This window comes from Bartonella sp. B41 (genome assembly GCF_053795765.1).
In genome coordinates this window covers 774,550-801,459 of sequence record NZ_CP200037.1, presented here as the reverse complement: position 1 = coordinate 801,459, position 26,910 = coordinate 774,550, and the positions used below count along the sequence as shown (strand labels likewise).

The window sequence follows — 26,910 nt, the reverse complement described above, 5'->3', positions numbered from 1 at the left end:
TTCTGTATATTTTTATCTTCTTATTTTTGGTGATCAGTAGAATCGGGTATAATACCTATCATGAAAATTTACCTCGATCTTTTATCTCATGTTTTAAATAATGGTACTAATCGCACAGATCGAACTGGTATTGGGACACGATCAGTTTTTGGATATCAAATGCGATTTGATTTACAGGCGGGGTTTCCGTTACTGACAACGAAGAAATTGCATTTACGATCAGTAATTTATGAGCTTTTATGGTTTATTAAAGGCGATACAAATGTTGCTTGGTTAAAGAAAAATGGCGTATCAATTTGGGATGAGTGGGCTGATAAAAATGGTGATCTAGGCCCTATTTATGGTTATCAGTGGCGTTCTTGGCCAACTCCGGATGGGCGTCATGTTGATCAGATCAGTAATCTTTTGTCCATGATTAGGAACACGCCTGATTCTCGTCGTTTAATTGTATCGGCGTGGAACCCTGCTTTGATAGATGAAATGGCTTTACCTCCTTGTCATTGTCTTTTTCAATTTTATGTTTCTGAGGATAAATTGTCTTGCCATCTTTACCAGCGTTCAGCAGATGTTTTTTTAGGTATTCCATTTAATATTGCCTCTTATGCATTGTTAACAATGATGATCGCACAAGTAAGTGGACTTAAGGTGGGAGATTTTATTCATACTCTTGGTGATGCTCACCTTTATTCTAATCATTTTGAACAGGCTAAATGCCAATTGTCTCGTGTGCCAAATGCTTTACCGTCGATAATAATAAATTCTGCGGTAACAGATCTTTTTTCTTTTAAGTTTGAAGATTTTGAATTGCTGAATTACGAAGCACATCCACATATTAAAGCGGTTGTAGCAGTATGACACTTCCGGTTTATTTAATTGCTGCTGTTACGAAAAATGGTGTTATAGGTCGTAAAGGTATGATGCCTTGGCGATTATCAACGGATTTACAACGCTTTAAATCTTTAACTTTTGGTAAGCCCGTTATTATGGGGAGAAAGACTTGGGATTCTCTTGGTCACCCTTTAACAGGTCGCACAAATATCGTAATTACTCGTAATCATGCATTTACAGCAAAAGGTGCGATCATTTCTTATTCTTTGTCACAGGCTTGTTCTATTGCAGAAAAAGTGGCTATTCAAAATGGTGCAGATTCAGTGTTTATAATTGGTGGAAGTGAAATTTTTCAACAAGGATTGAGTATTGCTGATAAAATATTTCTTACAGAGATTTTAGATTGTATTGAAGGTGATAGTTTTTTTCCTGTTTTTGATAAAGAAAAGTGGACTGTCGTGCAAACACAACATATTCCAAGGGGGGATAAAGATAATTATCCGACACGTTTTGTCGTATATGAGAGAAAATAGCTATTTATATTTTAAGTGGAAAGAGCCTACTAGTTGCATTGTAATTAAATAAAGGGCACCTTATAAAGTTAGGTAGATAGTTGGTATTTATGAATAGTTCTGAATTGAAGAGGTAATAATGCCCTGGACGAATCAAAACGGTGGTGGCCCTTGGAGTGGAGATAAAAATAAACTTGGTGGCGATAGAAAAGCATCCGCCAAGAATCTTTTGGGTTCTGGTAATAATAACGGTGGCGATAATAATCAAAACTTTGACGATATTTTACGTAAAGGGCAGGACCATCTTAAGCAGTTTGGTGGAAATGGTCTTTTTGTTTTGTTGTTTTTGTTTGCGATATTTTTTTGGCTATATCAGTCTATTTATGTTGTTCAACAAAATGAACAGGCAGTAGAGTTACGTTTTGGTGTCCCTAAATCAGGTATTATAGGTGATGGTTTGCATTTCCATTTTTGGCCTATTGAAACCTATATGAAGGCGCCTTTAACAGAAAAAGCAATCACAATTGGTGGTCAATCTGGTCAAACACAACAGAGCGAGGGTTTGATGCTTTCGAGTGATCAAAACATTGTTAATGTTAATTTTTCTGTTTATTATCGGATTTCGGATCCTAGTCAGTTTTTGTTTAATGTTAATGATCAAGAAGGGACGGTTCGTCAAGTTGCTGAGAGTGCTATGCGGGAAGTAATTGGGTCTCGTCCAGTTGATGATGTTTTACGTGACAAAAAGGAAGAAGTTGCTGCTGACGTTAGAAAAATTATCCAGTTAACTGTTGATAAGTATCAACTTGGTGTTGAAATAGGTCGTGTGTCGATAAGTGAAGCTGCTCCTCCTACTAAGGTTGCTGCTGCTTTTAATTCTGTTCAGCAGGCAGAGCAAGAGCGTGGGCGAATGATTGAAGAGGGGAATCGTGTGCGTTTCAATAAGATTGGTTTAGCTAATGGTGAGGCTTCACGTACACGGGAAGTTGCTAAGGGTGAAAAGGTGCAAATGGTTGAAGAGGCAGTAGGACGTGCTGAACGTTTTCAAGCTATAGCTCGTGAAGCCGCAATTTTACCAGAGGCCGTTCGTTATCGTTTGTATATGGAGACAATGGGGCGTATTCTTGCTTCACAAGGTAAATTTGTTTTTGATCAAGTAAATTCTCCAGTTATACCTTATTTACCCCTGAATGAGTTGTTAAAGAATGGTTCATCAGAAAAAGTAAAAGTAACACCATCGCTTTCTTCATCACCAATGAATTTTAGTATTTCTGGAGGACGCTGATTATGCAGCAATCTCGTTTTTTGTTTATTGTTGGCATCACAGTTCTTTTTTTTATGGCTTTATGGATGTCTTTTTTTGTTGTTTATCCTCGCCAACAAATAGCTGTTAAGCGTTTTGGGCAAATTGTTAAGGTTGAGTCTAATCCTGGTATTTACTTTAAAATTCCTTTTTTAGATAAGATGGTTATTATTGATAATCGATTGTTACGTTATGATGTACCAACGCAATCTGTACAGGTTCGTGGTGGCGCTTATTATGAAGTGGATGCGTTTTTTATTTATCGTATTACAGATCCAAAACTGTTTCTGCAGCGTATTGCGTCAGGGCGTCCACAGGTTGCTGCACGTGAAAATCTTTCACCACGTTTTATTGATTCTTTGCGTGCTGTTTATGGTAAGCGAGAGTTTAAAGCAGCTTTATCAGATGAACGTGGAGCGATGATGGCTGAAGTGCAGAAGCAGTTTTCCGTGGATGCGGGGTCGTTGGGCATTACCATTGTTGATGTGCGTATTCGCAAAACTGATTTAACGGATGCTGTTTCAGAGGATGTATATAGGCAAATGGCAGCTGAGCGCGAGGCGGTTGCAGAGAATATTCGCGCTCGTGGGCAGCAGGAGAGAGATCGTATTATAGCGGAAGCTAATCGTGAATACGAGGAAATTGTTGCTGCTGCGAAGCGTGATGCGGAAATCACTCGTGGTGAAGGTCAGGCTGAAAGTATTCGTCTTTTATTGAACGCAAGGAAAACTAATCCATCTTTTTACGATTTTTGGTTGGCTATGGAGCAGTATAAAAAATTAGAGCAAACTCCTATGATGATTTCCCCAAATGAGGATTTTTTCTTTTATTTACACCATAAATCATGGGGAAATGGGGCATCGTCATCGACAGTAAAGAAAGAATGATTTTTGGGGGACGGTATTGATTAAAAATTTGTAGAGGGAATGACATGTAAAAATAGGTGGTGATGTACATTCTCCGTTTTTGTCTTGTTGTTGATAAAGGTTTTGTAAAGTTATTGAAGGGGGGAATGTTGATTTTGCAATGCTTTTTGTAGCATTCAGTTGAAGGCATTTTATGGATAAAAATCTTGAAAATAGAAATGATAAAAGTACAATTTTGAAATATTGTGTCATGAAAGTTGCTGTTTTTGTCGTTTTTTTTTGGTTAGGATTAGGAAGTTTGTCTGAGGGAGGACTCCCAGAAGATACGGCGCCACTTTCTGTTCCTGATTTGGCTGCTGAACTTTTGAAAACGGTTGTAAATATTTCAACTGCACAGACGGTTGATGGTACTGAGCAAGATGAGCATACTTCCGCACCTGTTATTCCAAAAGATTCATTGTTACAAGAATATTTTAGTGATTTTTTTACGCCTAAGGATGGACAGAAAAGCAGTCAATTTCAGAAGGTGCGTTCTTTAGGATCTGGTTTTGTCATTGACGCGCAAGAAGGGCTTATTGTTACTAACTATCATGTTATTGTTGATGCTGATGACATTGAAGTTAATTTCACCGATGGTACAAAATTAAAGGCCAAACTGCTTGGAAAAGATAGTAAGACGGATTTGGCGTTGCTTCAAGTGAATGCAGAGGGGAAAAAATTAACAGCTGTACGTTTTGGTGATTCAGAAAAAGCACGCATTGGTGATTGGGTTATGGCTATTGGTAATCCTTATGGTTTTGGTGGAAGCGTTACGGTTGGTATTATTTCTGCTCGCAATCGTGATCTTAATGCAGGTCCCTATGACAATTTCATTCAGACAGATGCAGCAATTAATCGTGGTAATTCCGGAGGACCGTTGTTTGACAGAAATGGTAAGGTAATTGGGATTAATACAGCTATTATTTCTCCTTCTGGGGGATCGATAGGTATTGGTTTTGCGATACCATCTGATATGGCTCTTTCTATTATCAATCAGTTACGTGATTTTGGAGAAATAAGACGTGGGTGGTTGGCTATTCGTATTCAACCTGTAACAGAAGAGATTGCAAAAAGTTTAAAATTACCCAACGCTGTAGGAGCATTGGTTGCGGGTAAAATAAAACATGAGGAAGTGGATAATAGCCAGTTATATGTTGGTGATGTTATCCTTTGTTTTGGAAAATTTAAGATCAAGAATGCACGTGATTTGCCTCGTTTGGTTGCAGAAAGTCCTGCAGGAAAGGTTGTGGATGTTACGGTTTTACGTAATGGAAAAGAAAAAACGGTAAAAGTTAAGCTTGGTCGTTTAGTTGAGATAGATGCAAGCGAAAATGTAGCAGAAGAATCTGAGGATAAAAAGAGTGATGTTGGATCAAGAAGCGCGACAATACAATTTATGGGTATGACATTATCTGAGCTTACAGAAGATTTACGCAAGCGTTATGCGATTGCTGATAAAATTAATGGGTTAGTTGTGATCTCTATTGTGAACAATAGCGCTGCTGACAAAAAACGTATTCGCGTTGGTGAAATCATTGTTGATATCAATCAGAGTGCAGTTACGACAGTTGATGAAGCTAAAAGACGTGTGCATAAATTGCGTGAAGCTGGGCGTAAAAATGCCTTGTTTATTGTTGCACAGCCTGATGGAGAGTTGCGGTTTGTAACGATTCAAATGGATTAATTTTGCATGATTTTAGAAATTGTTTGTTGTACGAAAGAATTTTGGGACAGTTGGGATTTAGGAGAATTCCAGTTTTTCTAACATAGAATCTACAATAATTTTTAGGATATCTTTCTTCATTATTGAAATGGTTTATGTGATTTTTTATCAAAATTAAAAGTTCTTTTTCACAGTTAACCGTTAAACGGACAATTTCTTGATGGGCATATTGGTCAGTGTCGGTTTATGTAGAACCACAGGTAATATTTTCTGTAATATATTGGTTGTCGATAATGTTTTTCGTAAAATATATAATGGCTGTTCTGTGCTTGTTCCTTTTCTAAAAAAATGAATATATTTTTTTCTCTTACTTAAAAAAATCTATACTTACAATGCTATAAATGGGAGAGAAGATTTGGAATAAGTTATGGGTGTTGTAATGAATCGTTTCTTTATGAGTATGAGAGGTTTTTATCTGTGACGCAAAGGACGATTACGTTGATAGCAGGGCCTACCGCGAGTGGTAAGTCAGCTCTTGCATTGAAAATAGCTCAAGAGAAAGGTGCTGTTATTATTAATGCTGATTCTATGCAAATTTATGACATTTTAAGCATTTTAACTGCACGACCAACAAAAAATGATACGTCAATAGTTCCACATTATCTCTATGGTTATGTGAATCCCACTCTTCATTATTCAGTAGGACAATGGTTATGTGATGTAGATAAGCTTTTAAGCATGTTTGTATCAAAATCCCTCATTTTTGTTGGAGGAACGTGTCTTTATTTTTATGCCCTTTTAGAGGGAATTTCAAAAATTCCTCATGTTCCGGATGTTGTGCGGCAGAAGTGGCGGCTTCAACTGAATGAAAAAGGATCTGAGAATCTTTATTGTCAGTTGTTGCAGGTTGATCCTGTCCTTTCCAAGAAGATTTCTCCACGAGATGGTCAGAGGATTATACGTGCTTTGGAAGTCTATGAGGCGACTGGTAAAAGACTAAGTTGGTGGCAAAAGAAAAAAACAACACCTTTAATTATGCAAAATCATTTAGAAAAGATTCTGCTTATTCCATCTCGTCAATTACTTTATGAGCGCATTAATGAGCGGTTTAATGATATGGTTGAGAAAGGAGCTTTAGAGGAGGTAATGGCTATTAAAAAGCTTATGCTTTCTCCGATATTACCTGCGATGAAAGCTATTGGTGTGCGTGAGTTTATAGCCTATTTGGATGGATATAAAAGTTTTGAAGATGCTCTGGAAACAGCAAAAACTCAAACAAGGAGATATGCAAAAAGGCAGATGACTTGGTTTCGTAACAAGTTTGATGAAGGATGGACTCTCATCCCTTCGTCTGAAAATTTATGAAGAACTTAAAAATAGTTTTAAGTTGTTTGACGTTTAAGATAGAGGGTTTTTAGAGAAGTAATTTTTTATTGACGAATTGTATTTGTGCAACTAGAATCCCTCTCTGCTCGTATTTTATCCTGATCATAAAAATGTTGGTTATGTGGTGTTTTACGGGGCATGGGTAGGGGGATACAGTATATGTTCTTCGTGTGTTGTGGCTCCTTTTGGGGCTTTTTTTTATTGTGCTATGAAATGAGCGAGTGGGAAAAATGACAAATTATCCAGAAATGAAAGAGAGTATGGACGGAGAAATAATGTCGGGAGCTGAAATGGTGTTTCAAGCTCTTATTGATCAAGGAATTCAGCATGTCTTTGGTTATCCTGGTGGAGCTGTTCTTCCTATTTTTGATGTTATTTATCAACAAGATTTCATTCAACACATTTTGGTGCGTCATGAACAAGCAGCTGGTCATGCTGCGGAAGGTTATGCACGGAGCACAGGAAAGGTAGGGGTTATACTTGTAACTTCTGGACCAGGTGTAACAAATGTTGTAACACCTCTACAAGATGCGTTAATGGATTCTGTTCCTATCGTTTGTTTTTCTGGTCAGGTACCGACGGCTGTAATTGGAACAAATGGTTTTCAAGAAGCCGATACGGTTGGTATTACAAAGCCTTGCACTAAACAAAATTATTTAGTTAAAGATGTGAATGATCTTGCTGCAACCATTCATGAAGCCTTCTATGTCGCTAAGTCAGGAAGACCAGGGCCTGTTTTAGTTGATATTCCTAAAGATATTCAATTCGCTTCAGGTGTTTATAGAGCGCCTAAAGTGTCTGGATTTGTACATTCTTCTCTACAGGAAAAAAAGGATACTGAGGCTATTGAGTGTGCTGTTTCTTACTTAGTTCAAGCAAAACGGCCTGTTATTTATTCTGGTGGTGGTGTCATTACATCTGGTTCTAAAGCTGTACAGCTGTTGCGTGATTTGGTTCAATTGGGAAATTTTCCGATTACTTCAACATTAATGGGTCTTGGTGCCTATCCAGCTTCTAGCAAAAATTGGCTTGGAATGCTTGGAATGCATGGAACTTATGAAGCAAATATGGCTATGCATGATTGTGATGTTATGTTGGCTGTTGGCGCACGTTTTGATGATCGTGTTACTGGGCGACTTGATGCTTTTGCTCCTGATGCACGTATTATTCACATTGATATCGATCCTTCTTCCATAAATAAGATCGTAAAAGTTGATATTCCGCTCATTGGTGATGTTTCTTGTATTTTGGAGGATATGATACGATGTTTGCATATGTATCAAACAATGTTTGAAGGAGAAAGTCGTGAGGCATGGTGGACGAAAATTAATTGTTGGAGAGCTCGTAATTCGTTGGCATATTCTCAAAAAAGAGATGTTATTATGCCCCAATATGCTCTTGAACGGCTCTATGCTCTTACTAAAGATGTGGGGGCTTATGTTACAACTGACGTTGGGCAGCATCAGATGTGGGCGGCTCAATATTATCGCTTTGATGAACCAAAACATTGGATGACGTCTGGTGGTCTTGGTACTATGGGGTATGGTTTACCTGCTGCTATTGGTGTTCAAATGGCACATCCTAGTGCACTTGTTTTATGTATTTCTGGTGATGCTTCAATTCAGATGAATATTCAGGAGCTTGCGACGGCAGTTCAACACAATACACCTGTGAAAATTTTTATTTTAAATAATAGGTATATGGGAATGGTTCGCCAATGGCAGCAATTGTTGCATGGCAATCGTCTTTCTCATTCTTATACGGAATCGATGCCTGATTTTATGAAATTAGCAGAGGCTTATGGAGTGATAGGTATCCATTGTTCGAAACAAGATGAACTTGATGATAAAATTCAGCAAATGATTGGTTGTGATAAGCCGGTTATTTTTGATTGTTGTGTTGATAATTTAGAAAATTGTTTTCCAATGATTCCTTCTGGATGTGCACACAATGATATGTTGTTGTCTGATGAGGTTAATGATGAGGTAGTTGCTAATGCTGTTCCTGTTGAAGGGCATTCTTTTGTGTAGTAAATATTAGGTTGCATAATATTTTTAGATTATGAAGATTACTAAGTTGGCAGTTGATACTGGAAGTTAGTTATTATACTATGAAGGTTGTTGGGTGTTCAAATATTAAAAATTTTCAAGAAAAAAATTTTAACTAGTGTTTAGTTCAAAAAAGCTTGCTCTTTTTATGCGAATCTTATTTTGATCGGTCATGCAGTTTTCATTGGAGCAGGATAACGCATTGAAGGCTGTTTCTGCTTGGTTAAAGAATAGGAGTTCTCCTGTTTTTCGTCTTTTTGGCTATGCGGGAACAGGGAAGACAACTCTTGCCAAATATTTTGCTGAAACAATTGATGGATCTGTTCAGTTTTCTGCATTTACTGGTAAGGCAGCTCAGGTTTTACGTTCTAAAGGTGCAAGCAACGCTTGTACTATTCATTCTCTGATTTATTCTCCACGTGGAGAGGCAGAAATCTCTGATGAGCTAACAGGAAAAAAATCTATTGCACCAACATTCGTATTGAATAGGAAAAGCTCCGCTGCACAGGCTAAGCTGATTATTGTTGATGAGTGTTCGATGGTGGATGAACAATTGGCACGTGATTTGATGAGCTTTCAAACACCAATTCTCGCTCTTGGTGATCCGGGTCAGCTTCCTCCTCTATCTGGAGGTGGTTTTTTTTCTAATGCAGTTCCAGATTTTCTGCTTTCAGAAATCCATCGACAAGCGCGCGATAATCCGATTATTCGTTTGGCCATGGACGTACGTGAGGGACGTGATATTTCCTATGGTGATTATGGTACAGTTCACGTTATCACACGTAAAGAGGTGGGGCAACAATTAGTTTTGGATTCTGATCAGATTTTGGTTGGAACTAATAGAACGCGTCATCTTTACAATAGACGTTTGCGTGAATTGAAGCGTTTTACAGCCGATTATCCGCAGGCAGGAGACAAGCTTGTGTGTTTACGTAATGATCCTGCAAAAAATTTATTAAATGGATCTTTATGGAAAGTTATGACTTCACAAAAAGTGACAGTTAAGCCAGGGATTAATCTTCTTGTTAAGTCGGAAGATGGTGAGCGTGGGATGACAAAGATTAGGCTTTTAAAAGCATTGTTTGAGAATCCTGATCACGAAGTTTCGTGGCAATTAAAAAAAAGATACGATGACTTTGATTACGGTTATGCATTAACAGTTCATAAAGCGCAAGGATCCCAGTGGGATAATGTTGTTTTATTTGATGAAAGCTTTGCGTTTCGTGACATGTATGCGCGCTGGCTTTATACAGGAATTACGCGTGCTGCGGAACGTTTAACTATTATTCGATAGGAAAAATATCTCTATTGTTTGGATTATATCAAGGAATGTGTCTCTTTTATTTTAGTGATTATATGTGGAAGTGGAATCTTGCATGACAGTAAGGCTTTCTGTTAACCTTAACGCTGTTGCTGTTTTGCGTAATCGGCGTAATCTTCCGTGGCCAAATGTTAAAGATATGGGACGTATAGCCCTTGCTGCTGGTGCAACAGGTTTGACGGTTCATCCACGGCCAGACGAAAGACATATTCGATTTTCTGACTTGCCAGATATACACTATTTAATTAGCAGGTTTTTTCCCGATGCAGAGTTTAATATTGAAGGTTATCCAAGTGATACATTTTTAAATTTAGCAGAAAAATATGCTGATCAAATTACTCTTGTTCCTGATGATCCATCTCAAGAAACTTCTGATCATGGTTGGAATTTTTTTCATTATGCTGAATTTTTGGCTCCTATAGTTTGGCGATTGAAAGAAAAAAAAATTCGTGTATCATTATTCGCTGATCCTATTGTAGAGGGGCTTGATGTTGCTAAAGCAATTGGTGCTGATCGTGTAGAGTTTTATACTGGACTTTATGGTGCTGCGTTTAACGATAAAACGAAACGGGATCAGGAATTAGATAAACTTATTTTAGCCGCAAAAAAAGCAAGAGAATTGAAACTAGGTGTTAATGCAGGTCATGATTTGACGGTTATTAATCTTCCTGACCTTATTGGTTGTATTCCTTGGCTTGATGAAGTTTCTATCGGACATGGTCTTATTTCTGATGCATTGGAATATGGAATGCATGGAACTGTTCAGCGTTTCATTCGATTATTGTCGTAATTTTCCTTTTTTATTTTATTGCGTTTTGGGGTCTGCTAGAGAGTAAAAATGGTTGCACTTACTTTACATTTTTCTTGCTATCCATTTTAATTTGGTTCATGCTCAGCTATTACGCAGTTTAGCTTATTTTTTTAGGATATATGGTTTAATATACAAAATAATAATAATTCTTAAGAGTATATATAACTCACAATAAGTATTGTTACAGTATAGTATGTAACTTTATTTCATTGGTAAAAATTCTTTTTAGATTTGTATATATCATGGAAATTTTACAATTATATTTTCCATATGCAATGTATTGTATAAATATTATTTAGTTGTTTTAAATGTAAATATAAGGAAGTATTTTTATGCGTGTTTATTATGATTGTGATGCAAACATTAATTTGATTAAAGAAAAAAAAGTAGCCATTGTTGGTTATGGTTCGCAGGGACGTGCTCATGCTTTAAATTTAAAAGATTCTGGCGTACATAACATGCGGATTGCCTTACGTTTAGGGTCAGAAACGGCTAAAAAAGTTATTGCAGATGGTTTTGAAGTTGTTAGTGTTGCTGAAGCAGCAGGATGGGCAGACCTTATTATGATGGCAACACCTGATGAATTGCAAGCCGACATTTATAAAGAGCATATCCATGATAATTTGCGTGACGGGGCAGTTATTTCTTTTGCTCATGGTTTAAATATTCATTTTGGGTTAATTGAAGTAAAAAGGACAGTTGATGTTGTAATGATTGCTCCCAAGGGGCCTGGGCATACAGTACGTCATGAGTATCAATGTGGTGGTGGTGTCCCTTGTCTAATTGCGATTGCACAGGATGCTTCTGGATGTGCTCATGATATCGCGTTGTCTTATGCTTGTGGTCTTGGCGGTGGACGCGCTGGTGTCATTGAAACAACTTTTAGAGAAGAATGTGAAACCGATCTTTTTGGTGAGCAAGCTGTTCTTTGCGGTGGTCTTGTTGAGCTCATTCGTGCAGGGTTTGAGACATTAACGGAAGCAGGTTATGCGCCAGAAATGGCTTATTTTGAGTGCCTGCATGAAGTTAAATTGATTGTTGATCTCATTTATGAAGGTGGTATTGCCAACATGAATTATTCAATTTCTAACACTGCTGAATGGGGTCAATATATATCCGGTCCACGTGTAATAACAGATAAAACGAAAGAAGAGATGAAGAATATTCTAAAAGATATTCAGACAGGTAAGTTTGCGTCTAATTGGATTCAGGAATATAAAGCTGGGGCTGCTCACTTTAAAAGAATGAGGTGTTTAAGCGATAGTCATCCTATTGAAGAAGTTGGAAAAAAACTTCGTGCGATGATGCCTTGGATTCAGTCTAATGCCTTAGTTGATAAAAAGCGTAACTAAAAATTTGTAGAAATGTGTTAGGAAAACATCATTCATAATTCATAGATACAAGAAGGACAACATTTGTTGTCCTTCTTGTATACAATTCCAATTTTTTATCTCTCATTCTTTATCTTTGAAATGAACCCTTCTTATGTATAAAAAATAAATCATTCCTAAGAAAATAAACCATAATATAGTATATTTTAAAGCTATTAGAGTATCAGATTCTAACGTTAGCAAATAGATAATGAATGCGAAAAAGACTAAAACAATATAACACATTGCAGAGCCTCCAGGCATTTTGTAGCGGGATATAGCGTGTTGCATAGGACGTTTACGACGATACACAATGTAGCTAATCAAAATAACGGACCATATGTATATGAATGCAAGTGCTGAAATTGTGGTCATAATCGTAAAAGCTCTTATGGCACTTTCGGATACTGATGTAATTATACATCCTAGCAGAATGCACATGCAAGAAAAGTATAGTGCTTTTGATGGAACATGTCTTTTAGAGAGTTTTCCGAAAACCCTAAGTGCTGGTTGTTTTGCAGCAAGCCCGTATATCATGCGGCTTGTAGCAAAAATACCACTGTTTGCAGAAGATGCTGCTGAGGTTAAGACAACAAAGTTTACTAGACCAGCCGCTATCGGAATACCAGCAAGCCAAAACATTTCAACAAAAGGACTTTTATCTGGGACAATCTGATCCCAAGGTATAATTGACATTATTATCAAGAGAGAAAATAGATAGAATAGTACAATACGAACAGGTATTGAGTTAATTGCTTTTGGTAAAACTTTTTCAGGTTCTTTTACTTCAGCTGCTGTTGTTCCAGCAATTTCAATACCAACAAAAGCAAAAATAGCAATTTGAAATCCAGCAAAAAATCCTGTAATTCCTCTGGGGAAGATATTTCCACCATTCCATGCATTACTGAGGGAGGCAACAGTGCCATTTGGAGAAGTAAATCCAGTGAAAATCATAAAAAAGCCTACAACAATTAATAATAAAATTGCTACGATTTTTATAAGACCAAACCAAAATTCAAGTTCACCAAACAGTTTTACAGCTAGAAGATTAAATGTTAAAAAGAAAGCGATGCAGATGAAGATAATGGCCCATGGATTAAAGTTAGGCCACCAAAATTGCGTGTAGCTTATAATGGCAATAATATCTGCGGTTCCGGTTACAGTCCAAGACAGCCAATAACTCCAACCAACAAAAAAACTGACTCCTGGTCCTAGAAGATCGGTTGAAAAGTCGATAAAGGATCGATATTCTAGATTAGAAAGCAGGAGTTCTCCCATAGCGCGCATTACAAAATAGAGAAAACAACCAATAATGGCGTATACCAATATAATCGATGGTCCAGCAACACTGATTGTTTTGCCTGATCCCATAAATAATCCTGATCCGATAGCACCACTGATAGCAAGAAGTTGTACATGGCGTGCATCTAATCCACGGTGCAATTTTTGTGGATGATTGTCATCGAGATTTTTTTTATAATCCGTATCCATTTCTTGAAGTTCCCTTTTTATTATTTTTGAGATTAAATTTACCTTGAAAAAGGAGATTTTACACATGGAAGCATGATATAAGTGAGTCGTAAAGGAGAAAAAACTTTTGATTGCTTTTATGGTTTTAAATTTACCGTAGAGAGAGCAATTGATAAATTTTTAGGTATTAATTTTCATATGTTAATTTGGTATGAATCTGAGATTTGAGTGTAGAGTGATAGTTGAGATAGGGGAAACAGGCATATGGGGGAGTTAATATTACATAAGGTAATATAACGTAATTAGAAGATTTTAGTGGTTGTTAATGCTATTTTAAAATTTTTGAGCATGTGCGAGAAAAGTTATCGAAATGCCGAAAGTATATTTATTTCTTTTTGATTGTGGTAAGGTTGTTTTAGTGTGAAGAAGCTTTAATTTGATACTATATTTACAATATAAAGTAAGGATATCCTCTTGTAGAGGAAAAACGTGCTACACTGACAGTTTGGTGCATGAGGAGTATGATGATTGAGAGGAGGAGGGTCCTCATGAGTATGAGTACCTTTTGTTGTGTGATATGCAGTTTAAAACATAAAATTCAGAGAAATCAAAATAGGCAACTTCATCGTAGTTATAAAAACTCTTTGCATAGAAATTGTTTTGTTCAGAAAGTAGAAAGAGAGGAATCTTAATTTAAGATGTTTACAAATCACTGTAAATCCGTGTCATTAATTATTAATAACCTATCCTTATACTGAGGTTTAAACCTGAACCTCGAACCAGTGCTTTAGTGCATCAAATATTCAGATATGATTATCTTTATAAATTTACCAACATCCTTACTAAGAGCGTCTTATAAAACGCTTATGCGGCCAAAAGAACTTCTCTATGATTTAGAAAAATGCTGCCACTTTATTGATGCTATTGGTGGGTGATGAGGGGATCGAACCCACGACCCGCTGATTAAGAGTCAGCTGCTCTACCAACTGAGCTAATCACCCCAGAGCCCATCAAGAGATGGGAGCAGAAAATCCTATAACGCTCCTAAAGAAAGATGTCTAGATGATTTTATTGGTTTTTATATGAAAATGCAAAGTAAAGCTTGTAACTAAACTTGGATGTCTGGTTAAAATGTGGTATTACCCCTTGATATTATTCCAAAATAGAACCATTATATGAGTCTCGTAAATAGATGTTTTTACTGTTATGTAGAACTATGGTTAGAGGATTTGTGGCGTAATGCCTAAGCAGGATTTAGGGGAGCCTTGTTGTTGTAAGAAGTGTGGTGCATTGTTTTACTTCATGGATTTCATCATTAATCATATGCGTCTAAGCGATTTTTTGCAATTTTTTGCTTTTGTACTCAGTCCGTTTACGTTCATTGCTGTTTGTCAATTGTGCGAATGAAGGCTTATGGGTTTATTTTTTCAGTTGCGCGCATTTAAGCTTTTAAAGATGTTCTTAAAGGGTGAACTATGATGGAGTGGATCGCTGATCCCCATGCGTGGTTTGGCTTGGTTACTTTGGTTTTTCTCGAAATTGTTTTGGGAATAGATAATCTTATCTTTATTGCTATTTTGGCGGAAAAATTGCCACTTCATTTACGTAGTCGTGCACGTTTGATCGGTTTGACCTTAGCATTGATTATGCGACTTTTTCTTTTGACAGTCATTGGATGGGTAATGAATCTCAATACGATGACTCTTTCATTCGCCTCTTTCATGTTCAGTTGGCATGGTTTTATCTTAATTGGTGGTGGGGCTTTTTTGTTGGCAAAGGGAACATTAGAGTTACATGAAAGGCTGGAAGGTACGAGTCATGAACGAGAAACAGGTGTTACTTATGCTGTTTTTTGGCAGGTGATCGTTCAAATCGTTGTGCTTGATGCTGTATTCTCTCTTGATAGTATTATTACTGCAACAGGTATGATTGCTAGAGAGCAGGCAACTGTTATGTACATAGCTGTGATTGTTGCTATGGGTGTGATGATGTGTGGGTCTGGTACTCTTATGCGCTTTATTAATCGTCATCCTACCATTGTTATTCTTTGTCTTGGTTTTTTGATGATGATAGGTTTTTCTCTTATCGTTGAAGGATTTGGTTTTCATATTCCAAAAGGATATTTATATGCAGCTATTGGTTTTTCTGTTTTGATTGAGGCTTTTAATCAAATTGGACGCCGTAATCGTGAAAAAATGATTACAACAAATGATCTACGAGGTCGAACAGCTGATGCTGTTTTGAGACTTTTAGGAGGAGGGAAGAAGGATGGTACTCTTGGAGATACTGTAGATGTTATTGCCGAACAAGCTGCAGCTTCTGAGATTTTTCGGCCAGAGGAAAAAGAAATGATTCGTGGTGTTCTTGATTTAGCTGATCGTCCTGTTCGCTCTATTATGTCTCCTAGAAATGAAATTGAATGGTTGGATTTAAATAGTGATGAAAATGAAATGCGTAAGGAATTACAGCAGGTTAAACATAGTCGATTGATTTTTGCACGTGGAAAAGTAGATGAATTTGTTGGTGTTGCTTTGACAAAAGATCTTCTTCTGAATTTAGCTGAGGGAAAAAAGATCAATTGGAAAAAAGCTATGCGTGAGCCACTTGTTGTTCATGAAAATACGAGTGTTTTGCGATTGATGGAGCAATTTCGGCATTCTTCAATTCAACTTGCGATTATTGTTGATGAGCACGGATCTTTTGAAGGAATTGCAACGCCAACAGATATTCTTGAGGCTATAGCGGGTGATTTTCCTGATGATGATGAAGAATCTGTTGTTGCGGAGCGTCTCGAAGATGGAAGCTTCCTTGTTGAAGGATATGCGGATGTTCGTCGTTTAAGTGGTTATCTTGAGTGTAATCTTGTTGATGAAGCAGATCGTTATACAACGTTGGCAGGGTTTATGCTTTGGCGTTTTGGTCATTTACCAAACGAGGGGGAAAGTTTTGAAGCTTACGGTTTGTGTTTTAAAGTTATCGAAGTAGATCATCGGAATATATCTAAAATTCTTATTTCTCCTCTTATTTCGCAAGAAAAAAGGTAATTATTTTCAAGTTTAAAGGATAGAAAAAAATATTGCCATTGTGAGATATAGGGCTTACGGATATAAGCTCCTTTCTGTTGCATCGTTACTGCTCGTATGCGCACGAATGGGTTGTACAAATTTCTTTTTTTATTTCAGTTATGTTTTCTGTACTCGTTTCCAATATTGCCTAATTTCAAAAATTGATGCAATAAATAGAGAAATAATAAACGGTATGATCAAATAAAGCATCCTAAATACAATTAGTGCTGCAATCACATTAGTTGGGTTTACGTTGGGCATGCCTGTGATGAATAGGGCTTCAAGAACACCGACTCCTCCTGCTGGCGCATTAGAGAGAAGAGCTACAGTGAAAGATGCAAGGAAAACTCCAAGTACTGAAACAAAATCAACGTCTACATTGTGTGGGAGAACAGCATATATAATTCCTGCAGCTCCTAAAAGTTCTAAAGGGCTTATGAGGAGTTGTTGGCTGACAATTTTCAGCCGTGGATAAGAAATTTTTATTTTTTTTCCTAGCTGCAAAGGCTTTAGCTGAAGCAAACTGCCGAAAACATAAAGCGCTACGCAGCTTAGTAAGATTGTGCCAACCGCTGTACCAAGCCATTTAGGGAGATCTTCATGAATGAGAGTAATAATTCCAGGTTGGATAATCAGAACAATTCCAGAAAGCAAGATTGTTCCTATTACAAAAGTAAAAGAGCAAAAGCCAACCAATATTGCAATTTCTGTTCCACTTAGTCCTTTTATTTTATAGGCTCGGTAACGTACAACGGCTCCAGAAAAAACTGAAGCACCGATATTGTGCGAAAGTGCGTAGGTTGTAAATGAGCATAACGCGATAAAAATCCAAGAAATTTTATGGCCAAGATGTTGCAAGGCAATTCTGTCATATCCAGCGAGAGCAGCATAAGCTACAAAGGAGCACAAACAGGCCAACGTCCATTGACATGTACCTAAGCTGCTTAAACATTCCATTACATCGCAAAAAGAAATAGCAGATAGCTTTACATAAAGAATACGGACGGATATCAGCATTGCTGAAATTCCGATAAATGGCCATATAAATCTCTTTATTTTCACGCTTTTCTATCCATTTTTTTCTACGTGTCATAATTTATCATTATGTATATTTAGTTAAGAATTTTATTCAATTATGTGTTTAATAATACCATTAGCGACTTCTTTATCATCAGTTACTACAATATCTGCTCCTAAATCAATAAGATAAACTGTTTCTGTATCAGATAATGCATGAGCGATTATTGGAATACCTTTTTTAAAATCTCGGATACTTGTTATACATTGTCCTACTTCTATGGTACTTCGCATTGTGAGAACAACTTTACGGGCATTGCTAACATTTACTGCATTCATTATTTCTCGTTTAATGATGTTGCCGCAAACTGCTTCAGATCCATCTGCAATTGCTTTATCAGCGAGACGTCTCGATTCTTCTACTACTATTACGGATTTTCCTTTATTCATTAGAGATAATGTAATACACTTTCCAACCATCCCGTAACCAACAACAACTATATGATTTCTTTTTGTAGTGATTGGAAAAAAATCCTGATCATAATCTTGTGGATCAATGTCAATTGTTTTTTGCGTATCTTGTAAGTTTATAGGGGAATTTTCTAGATATTTTTTAATTCTATCACAGGCGATGAATACAAGTGGGTTGAGTAAAATGGAAAGAATTGCTCCACCAATGATTAAGTCGTGGGCATCGTTGTTTAAAAGGCCAAGGTTTAAGCTTAAGCTCGCAAATATAAAAGAAAATTCTCCGATTTGGGCTAGACTCGCGGAAATAGTTAAAGCTATTTTGTTAGAATAGCGAAAAAATTTAATTATAAAAAAAGTAACAACAGATTTTCCTAATATGATAATTATTAGTGTTGCTAAGAGAGGGAAAAAACTTGTCAATATTTTTTCTGGGTTAAATAGCATTCCCACAGAAACGAAAAAGAGAACAGAAAAGGCATCTCGCAGTGGCAAGGATTCTTCTGCTGCACGGTGGCTTAATTCTGATTCGCTCATGACCATACCAGCAAAAAAAGCACCAAGAGAAAGAGAAACGCCAAATAAATGAGCTGCCCCAAAAGCAACTCCTAGTGCAATAGCAAAGACACTGAGACGAAACAATTCGCGTGATCCTGATTGCGCACTTACTTTTAGTAACCACGGAATAACACGCCGTCCGATAACAAGCATGAGAACGATAAATACTATAACTTTTAAGATTGTAAACCCAAAAATTCCTCCAATATCTAAGTTTAGCCATTGAATAAGCGGATCTACAGCTTCTTTTTTTGTATTACCAAGTGTGTTTGCTAAAGATGGTATGAGTACAAGTATAAAAATCATAGCCAAGTCTTCGATAATCAACCAACCAATTGCAATACGTCCTTTTTCTGTTTCAATTAGATGACGTTCTTGCAAAGAGCGCAGCATAATGACAGTACTTGCAATTGATAAAGCTAGACCAAAGACTAAACTTTCACTAAATTCCCATCCCATGATTAATCCGAGGCACAGACCTAAAAAAGTAGAAAATGCCATTTGTGCAATAGCAGCAGGGATAGCAATAGCCTTAACTGATAAAAGGTCTTTTAAGGAAAAGTGTAATCCAACACCGAACATCAATAAAATTACGCCAATTTCGGCAAGTTGGTTGATGATAAGGGAATCTATTCTAAATCCACCTGTATTAGGGCCCACAATAACACCGGCCAACAAGTATCCCACTAGTGGTGAGATGCGTAAGCGATTAGCAATCATTCCTAAGAGAAATGCTAAACATAGTCCCGCAACAATAGTTGTGATAAGTGGTGTATCATGAAGCATGATTATCTATAGCTCTTTTCAAAAAGATAAATTTGTTGAAACAATTATAATTTTTTCTATGAAAGGAAGAAAACAACATACCATCTAAATAGGCATGGCATTTCCATTTTAGTTTTGTACCTTAGGGGTGTTTCGTTTTTGCCACCAATTTCCTAATAATAGCAAAATAGGAGCTGCAATAAAGATAGAGGATGATGTTGCAATAACAATTCCAAAGACCATGGGAAGTGCGAAATTATGAACTGCACTTCCACCCCATATCGCCATAGGTAGCATAGCTAAAATTGTGGTTGCTGATGTGAAGAAACAGCGTACCAAAACTTGATTAATTGAGAGATCAATAAGTTCACGAAGTGGCATTTTTTTATAAAGACGCATATTTTCTCGCATTCGATCATAAACAACGACCTTATCATTTATGGAATAACCAACAATCGTTAAAAGGGCGGCGATGGCTGTTAAATTAAAATCAAACCGAAATAAAGCAAAAAATCCAACCATTTTTGTTGTGTCTAGGACAAGTGTAATGATAGCTCCAACAGCAAAAAACCATTCAAATCGCAACCATATGTAAAGAGACATAGCAATTGCTGCTAGAATAACGGCGGTAAAAGCAGCAGTAGCAAGTTCATTTGAAATTTTAGGGCCAACAACTTCTATTTGATCAAATGTGGCATCTGGATAGATATTCCTTACAGTTGCTTTAACTTTATCAATGGCAATAGTTTGTTGTTTTTCGCTTCCAGTTTGCTTTTGAATACGAATCAAAATGGTGTTTTCATTATCAATATTCTGTAGTGTAACTTCACCAACGTTAAGAGTTGATAATTTTGAACGCAAAGTTGCCAAGTCTGCTGGTTTTTGTGTGGTAATATTCATTTGGCTACCGCCAATGAAATCAATTCCAAAATTTAAGCCAGGTTTGAAAAACAAAAGAATTGAAGCAAGCGATAAAATAATTGAGACACCAATACCGATAAAACGGGCTTTCATAAATTGAAAATTTGTGTTTTGTAGAAAAATATTGAAAATTGAATGAAAATTCAAAGTCTTAATTTTCCATTTACGCACTACCCAAATCATAATGATCCGTACAATTGTGATATTGGTAAACATGGAGATGATAATACCAAGCAACATCGTTACTGCAAAACCGCGAATTGGTCCAGTTCCGAACCAGAACAGTAAAATAGTTGCAATAACTGCGGTGATATTGGCATCTACAATGGTTGCAAAAGCTTGTTTAAATCCACGATCTAGAGCTGCAAAGGCACTCACACCTTTTTGGCTTTCTTCACGGATACGTTCATTAATAAGAATATTGGCATCAACAGCAATTCCGATACCCAGAATAATACCGGCAATACCCGGTAATGTGAGTGTAGCTCCGAGAAAACTCAGTGCTGCGAATGTCAAAATCGTGTGTAATGCTAATGCTATATTAGTAATTATTCCCCACATTCTGTACAAAAGAAAAATGAAAATTGTAACGAGAAAAAATCCTATAATGCCTGTATAAAGTCCCATTTGGATAGCATCAGCACCAAGATTTGGTCCCACTGTTCTTTCTTCAATGACGGTTAATGGTGCAGGTAAGGATCCAGCTCGGAGGAGAGCAGCTAGAGTTGACGCTTCTTTGGCATCAAAATTTCCTGTAATTTGCCCTTGTCCATTGGGGATAATTCCGTTAATTACAGGAGCTGTTAGAACTTTATTATCAAGGACAATTGCAAAGGGACGATTGAGATTTTGTCGTGTGATATCTGCAAATATTTTTGCACCGATGGCATTCATAGTGAATGTGATAATAGGACGTCCAGGCATTTGTGGATCGAAACCTGCACGAGCATCTTTCAGAACATTTCCATCTAAAGAAATTTGGTCATAAATTGCGTAAAGTTGTGTTTCATCAGTATAACTTGGAAGGATTGAAACTCCTACAGGTAAATTATTTGTATCTACATTTTGAGGTACAAGGTGAAAGGTCATTTTTGCGGTAGTTCCTAAAAGATCACGCAGTTGTTTAGGATCTTGTAAACCAGGCAATTGAACCATAATACGATCAATTCCTACTTTTTGAATGGCTGGTTCAGCGACGCCAATTTGATCTATACGGCGACGGATAATTTCTAAGCTCTGTTCAATAGCATTGTTGATACGATCTTTGACACCAGCTTCAGTTAATACAACACGGATAGTTCCATTGTGAGTATTGATAGCGATATCATTGGATGAAGTGCCAAAACTATTGTGTATGGGGGTAATCAAAGTTTGCAAAGCAGAGACGGCTTTTTCATTTTGTGTTGGATCAGCAATAACAGCAACTACATTGTTTTCAATGATACGGACACTCGATGTACGGATTTGTTTTTCACGCAATATATTGCGTACATTACCTAAGATTATATGTAGTTGATCACGTTTTAGTTTTTTTGCATCAACCTCAAGCAATAGAGAAGAGCCTCCTTGAAGATCAAGACCTAGTGTTACACGGGTGTTAGGCAGGAATTTTAAATTTTTAACTTGTTCGGGCGAAAATAAATTGGGCAAAGCTGCATAAATTCCGCTTAAAAGGATAAAACAATACAAGGTAGTTAACCAGCTAGGTGTACGCATGATATATTCCGCTAATAGGCAATTTAATGGTTACTATAGTTAAATGCAGGGGTAAGATAGGATGATAATTTCATAGTTCAAGCAATTGGAGGAGCATGTCCGTTTGAGAAATATTGTATTTTAAAATTTAAAAGTTGTGTGAAAATCATTTTTTTAGCCATTAACCATTAAAATGCATTCAATATAAAGACGTTTTGTTAAACCTCTAGTAGTAAAAATATTACCCATACGGAATATTATAATTTTCCTATTATTTGTATTCGTTGTGTTGTTTGATTGGCTACAACTATGACTGTTTTTTGAATCATGTTTATCAGATTTGGTCATCTTACTTGCATGTTGTTGTACTATTAAACAAACACACCTTTTCAAGGTTCTTGCAAAAAGAAAGTCAGAACTAAATAAAAAAAATCTAGCCGTAGAAAGAAAAAAATCTTCTTTTTTGCGGTGTAAGTGCAAAAAAAACATGTTCAAAGTGTTTCCTTCGTTTTTATTTGTTTATTCAGTTCATATTTTTACTCTTTTATCAGCATTATGGGATTAGGGGAAGCTTTTATGAGATTATTTCATAAAAGTTGAAAATATTTTTTTCATGACATATGCTTCGGAGGGAGGCGTATTTACATTTAAGGCTAAATATGGATTATTCTTTAAAAAAAAATACATATATCCTTCTTTTATTTTTAGGAATTATCACCGTATTTAGTTTTTGTGGATGGGGGCGCGTTGTATCGCAAGATGTGATAACTGGACAATCAATAAATACGCATTCAATCGATAAAATTCTTTGGCGGCAACAATCAATTGTTAAGGCTCTTCAACGAGAGACAGAAGATTTAAAAAAAGATTTTAAAAGGGAATCAGAAAATGAACGTGCCTTAGCAAAGTTTAAGTTAAGGGCGGAAGATATTAGTAAACGTGTTTTAGAGGCAGCATTTGTTTTGCGTGCTCCCATGAACGATATCAATTTACTTATCGATCAGTTTAGAACACTTCCTAATAATCAAAAAAGTTTCGAAAATCAGAATGATAGTCTTTCAGTGCTGAAAGAAAAAAAAGATAAGATTAACAGTACGGTTCGTCAGTTTGAAGAAGTTTTTTTGGCCACAAATAAAATAGAAGAGCTTGTTGTTTCTCAGTCTCGCAAGCTTTTAAAAAGTAAACTTATGCATCGGTTTGATTTTTCAGTGCAAATAGCTAAACATATTGCCGAGAAAACTAAAGAGGCTTCATCTGATTTTATTGGATTGTTCAATTCTTGGTGGAATTTTGTTTTTTATTTAAAGCCTTTCCAGCTGTTTTTTTCCTTTTTTATCCCACTTCTTGCTTTTTTTATCTTTTCTTATTTTTCTCGTAGAGCTCTTGTGTATGCCCATCGTGGTGTTGTTAAGTACGATGAGGGGATATCTTATTTTCGGCGTTTATTTGTTGCTTTTATTTCCATTTTACTTCCTTCTCTTGCATTTGTTTTTTGTATTTATCTCGTATTCTTTTGGTTCCACATTTTTGGTTTGGATATGGGAAAATTAACAACTGTATTTCATACGGTTGGGTATCAAATTAGTCTGGTTTTTTTGATAAATCGCTTAGTAGTTGTTCTTTTATCATCAAATGCGTTGCATATGCGTCCTTTAAATTTCAATATTGCGCCGTATGTGGCTCAGCAATTGATAATTTTGTTGACTTTTTTAGGTGTAATTCTCGCATTTGATGCCATTCTTGACAGTGTATACGAAGTGATTTTGGCACCTCTTTCCTTAACCATTGCTAAAAATTTTATTGCTGTTCTTCTTGTCGCAATGTTGTTGTTTATGATCTCATTTGTTCCCTTGAGATTCAGGTATGGGCGCTTTTCAAGTAGCGAAGAAAGATCACTATTTTGGCCACTTTATATCCGTATTCCTCTCATTTTATCGGGATTATTGCTCATTTTAATCGATTTTTTTGGTTATATCGGTCTAGCGTGTTTTTTTATGCAGCAAATTGTGATCGATAGTGCATTTTTTGTTTTAATGTATTTAGGGATACAAAGTGCTCAAGTCATTGGATTAAAAGGTCAATTCAAAAGAATGAGGGTTGGTTATTTTTTAATGAAATGGTTGCATTTAGAAGAGAGAACAATGGATTGGTTGGGGATTGTTGTGAGTATTTTCCTCAATTTAGTTGTTTTTGTTTTTTGTGCTATTCCGATGGTCATGCAATTTGGATTTTCATTTTCTGAATTGAGCACTATGCTGTGGCAATTGATTACTGGTTTCCAAATTGGAAATGTGTCTGTTTCTTTAATTTCTATTGTGGCTGGGATCGTTGTTTTTTTTGTGTGTTTATTTCTCATTCATCGATTTATTGACTGGTTGGATGATATGGTGTTGACACGTGAAGAATTTGATTCTGGTGTGCGTAATTCTATAAAAACAGTGATAAATTATGGTGGCGTCGTCGTATCTACTTTAGTAGGATTGTCAATCGCAGGGTTGGATCTTAGAAATTTTGCTCTTATTGCTGGAGGACTTTCTCTCGGTATAGGTTTTGGTTTGCAGAATATTGTTCAGAATTTTGTGTCTGGGCTTATCATTTTGATTGGAAGGCCATTCAAGTTAGGTGATTATGTAGAAGCTGGATCTGTATCTGGTATTGTCAAACGTATTCGGGTACGTGCAACCGAATTAGAAACATTTCAGCGTAAAACTGTTATTATTCCTAATTCGAGCCTTATAAATAATAATGTTAGCAATTGGACTCGACGAAGTAAAATGGGGCAGATTGATATTCCTATTACTGTTTCACCCAATATTGCACCAGAGAGCGTTGTTGAAATTTTACTAGAGATTGCTTCTATGACAGATGGGATTTTAAAAAATCCTGCTCCACAAGTAGTTTTTACTGAATTTAATAGTAAGAAGCTCTCATTTGTTTTGTCTGTTTATGTTCCTAATATTACCTCTACTTCCAGGGTAGTTAATACTCTTCGCTTTGAATTATATAAACGGTTTGCTGAAGAAGGAATCTTAGAATGACACCATACGTTTATTTTTTTACTTTAGTTATATTGTTAGGTATTGAGGTCGTAGATATTTATGCCGCAACTGTGAAAAATACTGATTTGGTAGTACAATCCCTCATTGTAACTGAAGGTGGTATGTCTTCAATGATCTCGTTGAATCATGGTCAAACAGTTATAATTTGTATGAAGGGTTGTTTTGTCGTTTTTCCCAATAAAGATCACTTTGTAGTAATGGCAGATGATAATATAGAAATCAGTGAAAGTAGGGCGATTTTTAAGTGAAATTCTTTAATATCTTTTTATTTATCTTTATAGAAATATGAAAATTTTCATAAAGATTGATAGGATATTTTCAATATTTTAGTCATTTAAAATAATTTTTGTGATAAATTTTATTGATAATAAATTAAGTATTGATGTTAACTAATTTATAATATATTCTAGAACGAATTCATTTAGTATTTTAATTGGGGTATACTAGAAATAGTTTCTTTGTTTTCAATGGTTTTTTATTTAGGTAGTTCGATTTTATGATTTTGTGTGGCGATTTGGGTGAAAAGTGTGCAGTATCTTTCTCGAAGTATGGAGTGGTATTGTAAATAAAATTTTAACTTTTAAAGTCATTTCTTGTCGTTGGTGTTTAAATAAAAAACCTTAAATTGATTTAAGAGTTGTTTGCTAAATTTGATTTTTGAAGTAATTATATTTAAATTTTGGTGTGGTTGCGTATAATATTGAAGCATATATTTTATACTGTATTGTTTTTATTATAATGTTTATTAACAACGATAATTGGGGTATAATTTTATGAAAAAATGTTTAATAACAGCATCGGTTTTTGCTTTTTTTTCCTCTTCCGTGATGCATACAACAGCTGGGGTGTTTCCTCAGCAGTCGACATCTTATGTTGTTTCTCCTGCTTTTTCTTGGGAAGGTTTTTATTTCGGGGGGCAAATTAGCGAATTTTCAGGTAAGCTTTCTGGTACTGCTCGCAGTACTGATATTCCTCTTGCTCCAGGTCCGCACGCTGGTAATGAGGAGTGGATCCCGATTGGAAAAAACCAAGTACCTAAGCTTTCTGGTTTTTTAGGTGGATTTTATGCAGGTGCTAATATTGATCTTCACAGTGATTGGATCTTTGGAGTTGAGACAGATTTATTTCTGTTCAAACAAAAGTCTACAAAGAATCTTTTGATTCCTGGTGACGAAGGAGAAGATAATATAACTTTTGATCATACTTTTGAGCAAAAGTGGAGTGGTTCTACGCGGTTGCGTGCTGGTTTTGCTTCTAATCGTATCATGCCTTATATTTCTGGTGGTATCGCTTATGGACAGTTTGAGGACGCTTTATCTGTGTCATTTGCAAAGAAAAAAGATGGCCCCAATCTTTTCGCGTGTGATAAAAAGACGATGATTGGTTATACTCTCGGTGGTGGTGTTGATTTTGCTATGATGGACAATGTTATTTTACGTGCGGAATATCGGTATTCCGATTTTGGTAAGGAGAAATTTAATAATGAGGTTGAGCTTAATTACAAAACGAACGATTTCCGTGTTGGGATAGCTTATAAATTTTAGCCTTTATAAAAAATTTATAAAGGGCTCTATCTTGGATAGAGCCTTTATTTTTATCATCAAGTGTTGTTTTTAGAACAGTAAAATTTTATTTTTGCTATCTTGTTGTGTAGAGTATTAGGTGCTGTATTTTGAAAATTTATTTCTTTTTACTGGGTATTATCTGAAATTTACAGGTTGGGAAATTTATCACAAATATTTGTA

At 36.2% G+C, this 26,910-nt stretch carries 18 protein-coding genes and 1 tRNA gene; 14 read left to right on the top strand and 5 right to left on the bottom strand.

The annotated features are described in order from the left end of the window. The first annotated feature begins 60 nt into the window (after positions 1 to 60). From V4P54_RS03465 to ilvC, 10 genes are all read left to right on the top strand, one after another. Positions 61 to 855: a thymidylate synthase gene (locus V4P54_RS03465; RefSeq protein ID WP_455476669.1), complete on the top strand. Its 795-nt coding sequence runs from the start codon at positions 61 to 63 to the stop codon at positions 853 to 855. Continuing rightward, positions 852 to 1,361: a dihydrofolate reductase gene (locus tag V4P54_RS03460; protein WP_455476668.1), complete on the top strand. Its 510-nt coding sequence runs from the start codon at positions 852 to 854 to the stop codon at positions 1,359 to 1,361. The genes V4P54_RS03465 and V4P54_RS03460 overlap by 4 nt, the downstream gene beginning before the upstream one ends. A 118-nt stretch (positions 1,362 to 1,479) precedes the next feature. Next, a complete protein-coding gene (gene hflK, locus V4P54_RS03455; RefSeq protein WP_455476667.1) occupies positions 1,480 to 2,625 on the top strand; it encodes an FtsH protease activity modulator HflK in 1,146 nt (381 codons plus the stop codon). Between the two features lie 2 nt (positions 2,626 to 2,627). Then, the gene (gene hflC / locus V4P54_RS03450; protein ID WP_455476666.1) at positions 2,628 to 3,530 is read left to right on the top strand and encodes a protease modulator HflC; all 903 of its coding nucleotides are present in this window, start codon (positions 2,628 to 2,630) and stop codon (positions 3,528 to 3,530) included. A 172-nt stretch (positions 3,531 to 3,702) separates the two neighbouring features. Then, positions 3,703 to 5,232: a Do family serine endopeptidase gene (locus V4P54_RS03445; RefSeq protein WP_455476665.1), complete on the top strand. Its 1,530-nt coding sequence runs from the start codon at positions 3,703 to 3,705 to the stop codon at positions 5,230 to 5,232. A 456-nt stretch (positions 5,233 to 5,688) separates the two neighbouring features. After that, entirely contained in the window at positions 5,689 to 6,576 is an 888-nt protein-coding gene (miaA, locus tag V4P54_RS03440; protein WP_455476664.1) for a tRNA (adenosine(37)-N6)-dimethylallyltransferase MiaA, read from the top strand. A 251-nt stretch (positions 6,577 to 6,827) separates the two neighbouring features. Next, positions 6,828 to 8,627, top strand: coding sequence for an acetolactate synthase 3 large subunit (locus V4P54_RS03435; RefSeq protein ID WP_455476663.1), 1,800 nt, complete (start codon positions 6,828 to 6,830; stop codon positions 8,625 to 8,627). Between the two features lie 190 nt (positions 8,628 to 8,817). Next, positions 8,818 to 9,939, top strand: coding sequence for an ATP-dependent DNA helicase (locus tag V4P54_RS03430; protein WP_455476662.1), 1,122 nt, complete (start codon positions 8,818 to 8,820; stop codon positions 9,937 to 9,939). Positions 9,940 to 10,021: 82 nt separating this feature from the next. Then, on the top strand, positions 10,022 to 10,756 hold the full coding sequence (locus V4P54_RS03425; protein ID WP_455476661.1) for a pyridoxine 5'-phosphate synthase: 735 nt from the start codon (positions 10,022 to 10,024) through the stop codon (positions 10,754 to 10,756). Between the two features lie 353 nt (positions 10,757 to 11,109). Further along, the gene (gene ilvC, locus V4P54_RS03420; protein WP_455476660.1) at positions 11,110 to 12,129 is read left to right on the top strand and encodes a ketol-acid reductoisomerase; all 1,020 of its coding nucleotides are present in this window, start codon (positions 11,110 to 11,112) and stop codon (positions 12,127 to 12,129) included. A 102-nt stretch (positions 12,130 to 12,231) separates the two neighbouring features. Here ilvC and V4P54_RS03415 read toward each other — a convergent pair whose 3' ends face one another. Further along, entirely contained in the window at positions 12,232 to 13,638 is a 1,407-nt protein-coding gene (locus tag V4P54_RS03415) for an amino acid permease (protein WP_455476659.1), read from the bottom strand. 904 nt (positions 13,639 to 14,542) lie between these two features. Next, positions 14,543 to 14,618: transfer RNA gene (locus V4P54_RS03410), tRNA-Lys, on the bottom strand. 474 nt (positions 14,619 to 15,092) lie between these two features. On the opposite strand from V4P54_RS03410, the gene V4P54_RS03405 reads away from it, so the two are divergent. Continuing rightward, entirely contained in the window at positions 15,093 to 16,661 is a 1,569-nt protein-coding gene (locus tag V4P54_RS03405; RefSeq protein ID WP_455476658.1) for a TerC family protein, read from the top strand. Between the two features lie 138 nt (positions 16,662 to 16,799). Here the strand turns inward: V4P54_RS03405 and V4P54_RS03400 are convergent, their stop codons facing one another. The 3 genes from V4P54_RS03400 to secD form a co-directional block, all read right to left on the bottom strand. Continuing rightward, positions 16,800 to 17,744 carry a lysylphosphatidylglycerol synthase transmembrane domain-containing protein gene (locus V4P54_RS03400; protein ID WP_455476657.1) on the bottom strand — a complete coding sequence of 315 codons (945 nt, stop codon included), beginning with the start codon at positions 17,742 to 17,744 and terminating at the stop codon, positions 16,800 to 16,802. Positions 17,745 to 17,807: 63 nt separating this feature from the next. Further along, positions 17,808 to 19,511 (bottom strand): YbaL family putative K(+) efflux transporter, encoded by a 1,704-nt coding sequence (ybaL, locus tag V4P54_RS03395; RefSeq protein ID WP_455476656.1) that lies wholly within the window; start codon positions 19,509 to 19,511, stop codon positions 17,808 to 17,810. Positions 19,512 to 19,619: 108 nt separating this feature from the next. Further along, complete coding sequence (secD, locus tag V4P54_RS03390; RefSeq protein WP_455476655.1) at positions 19,620 to 22,127, bottom strand: protein translocase subunit SecD; 2,508 nt, start codon at positions 22,125 to 22,127, stop codon at positions 19,620 to 19,622. Between the two features lie 638 nt (positions 22,128 to 22,765). On the opposite strand from secD, the gene V4P54_RS03385 reads away from it, so the two are divergent. The 3 genes from V4P54_RS03385 (at position 22,766) to V4P54_RS03375 (ending at position 26,709) form a co-directional block, all read left to right on the top strand. After that, positions 22,766 to 25,144: a mechanosensitive ion channel family protein gene (locus tag V4P54_RS03385; protein ID WP_455476654.1), complete on the top strand. Its 2,379-nt coding sequence runs from the start codon at positions 22,766 to 22,768 to the stop codon at positions 25,142 to 25,144. Continuing rightward, entirely contained in the window at positions 25,141 to 25,413 is a 273-nt protein-coding gene (locus V4P54_RS03380; RefSeq protein WP_455476653.1) for a hypothetical protein, read from the top strand. Before V4P54_RS03385 ends, V4P54_RS03380 begins: the two co-directional genes overlap by 4 nt. A gap of 525 nt (positions 25,414 to 25,938) precedes the next feature. Next, the gene (locus V4P54_RS03375; protein ID WP_455476652.1) at positions 25,939 to 26,709 is read left to right on the top strand and encodes an outer membrane protein; all 771 of its coding nucleotides are present in this window, start codon (positions 25,939 to 25,941) and stop codon (positions 26,707 to 26,709) included. The last annotated feature ends 201 nt before the right edge of the window (positions 26,710 to 26,910 follow it).

Excerpts from the sequence above, each read along its gene's own strand:
- hflC (WP_455476666.1), top strand. The coding sequence starts at position 2,628 with ATGCAGCAATCTCGTTTTTTGTTTATTGTTGGCATCACAGTTCTTTTT.
- V4P54_RS03405 (WP_455476658.1), top strand. The coding sequence starts at position 15,093 with ATGATGGAGTGGATCGCTGATCCCCATGCGTGGTTTGGCTTGGTTACT.
- V4P54_RS03465 (WP_455476669.1), top strand. The coding sequence starts at position 61 with ATGAAAATTTACCTCGATCTTTTATCTCATGTTTTAAATAATGGTACT.
- V4P54_RS03445 (WP_455476665.1), top strand. The coding sequence starts at position 3,703 with ATGGATAAAAATCTTGAAAATAGAAATGATAAAAGTACAATTTTGAAA.
- V4P54_RS03385 (WP_455476654.1), top strand. The coding sequence starts at position 22,766 with ATGGATTATTCTTTAAAAAAAAATACATATATCCTTCTTTTATTTTTA.
- V4P54_RS03435 (WP_455476663.1), top strand. The coding sequence starts at position 6,828 with ATGACAAATTATCCAGAAATGAAAGAGAGTATGGACGGAGAAATAATG.
- V4P54_RS03380 (WP_455476653.1), top strand. The coding sequence starts at position 25,141 with ATGACACCATACGTTTATTTTTTTACTTTAGTTATATTGTTAGGTATT.
- V4P54_RS03375 (WP_455476652.1), top strand. The coding sequence starts at position 25,939 with ATGAAAAAATGTTTAATAACAGCATCGGTTTTTGCTTTTTTTTCCTCT.
- hflK (WP_455476667.1), top strand. The coding sequence starts at position 1,480 with ATGCCCTGGACGAATCAAAACGGTGGTGGCCCTTGGAGTGGAGATAAA.
- V4P54_RS03415 (WP_455476659.1), bottom strand. The coding sequence starts at position 13,638 with ATGGATACGGATTATAAAAAAAATCTCGATGACAATCATCCACAAAAA.
- V4P54_RS03460 (WP_455476668.1), top strand. The coding sequence starts at position 852 with ATGACACTTCCGGTTTATTTAATTGCTGCTGTTACGAAAAATGGTGTT.
- V4P54_RS03425 (WP_455476661.1), top strand. The coding sequence starts at position 10,022 with ATGACAGTAAGGCTTTCTGTTAACCTTAACGCTGTTGCTGTTTTGCGT.
- V4P54_RS03430 (WP_455476662.1), top strand. The coding sequence starts at position 8,818 with ATGCAGTTTTCATTGGAGCAGGATAACGCATTGAAGGCTGTTTCTGCT.
- secD (WP_455476655.1), bottom strand. The coding sequence starts at position 22,127 with ATGCGTACACCTAGCTGGTTAACTACCTTGTATTGTTTTATCCTTTTA.
- ybaL (WP_455476656.1), bottom strand. The coding sequence starts at position 19,511 with ATGCTTCATGATACACCACTTATCACAACTATTGTTGCGGGACTATGT.
- ilvC (WP_455476660.1), top strand. The coding sequence starts at position 11,110 with ATGCGTGTTTATTATGATTGTGATGCAAACATTAATTTGATTAAAGAA.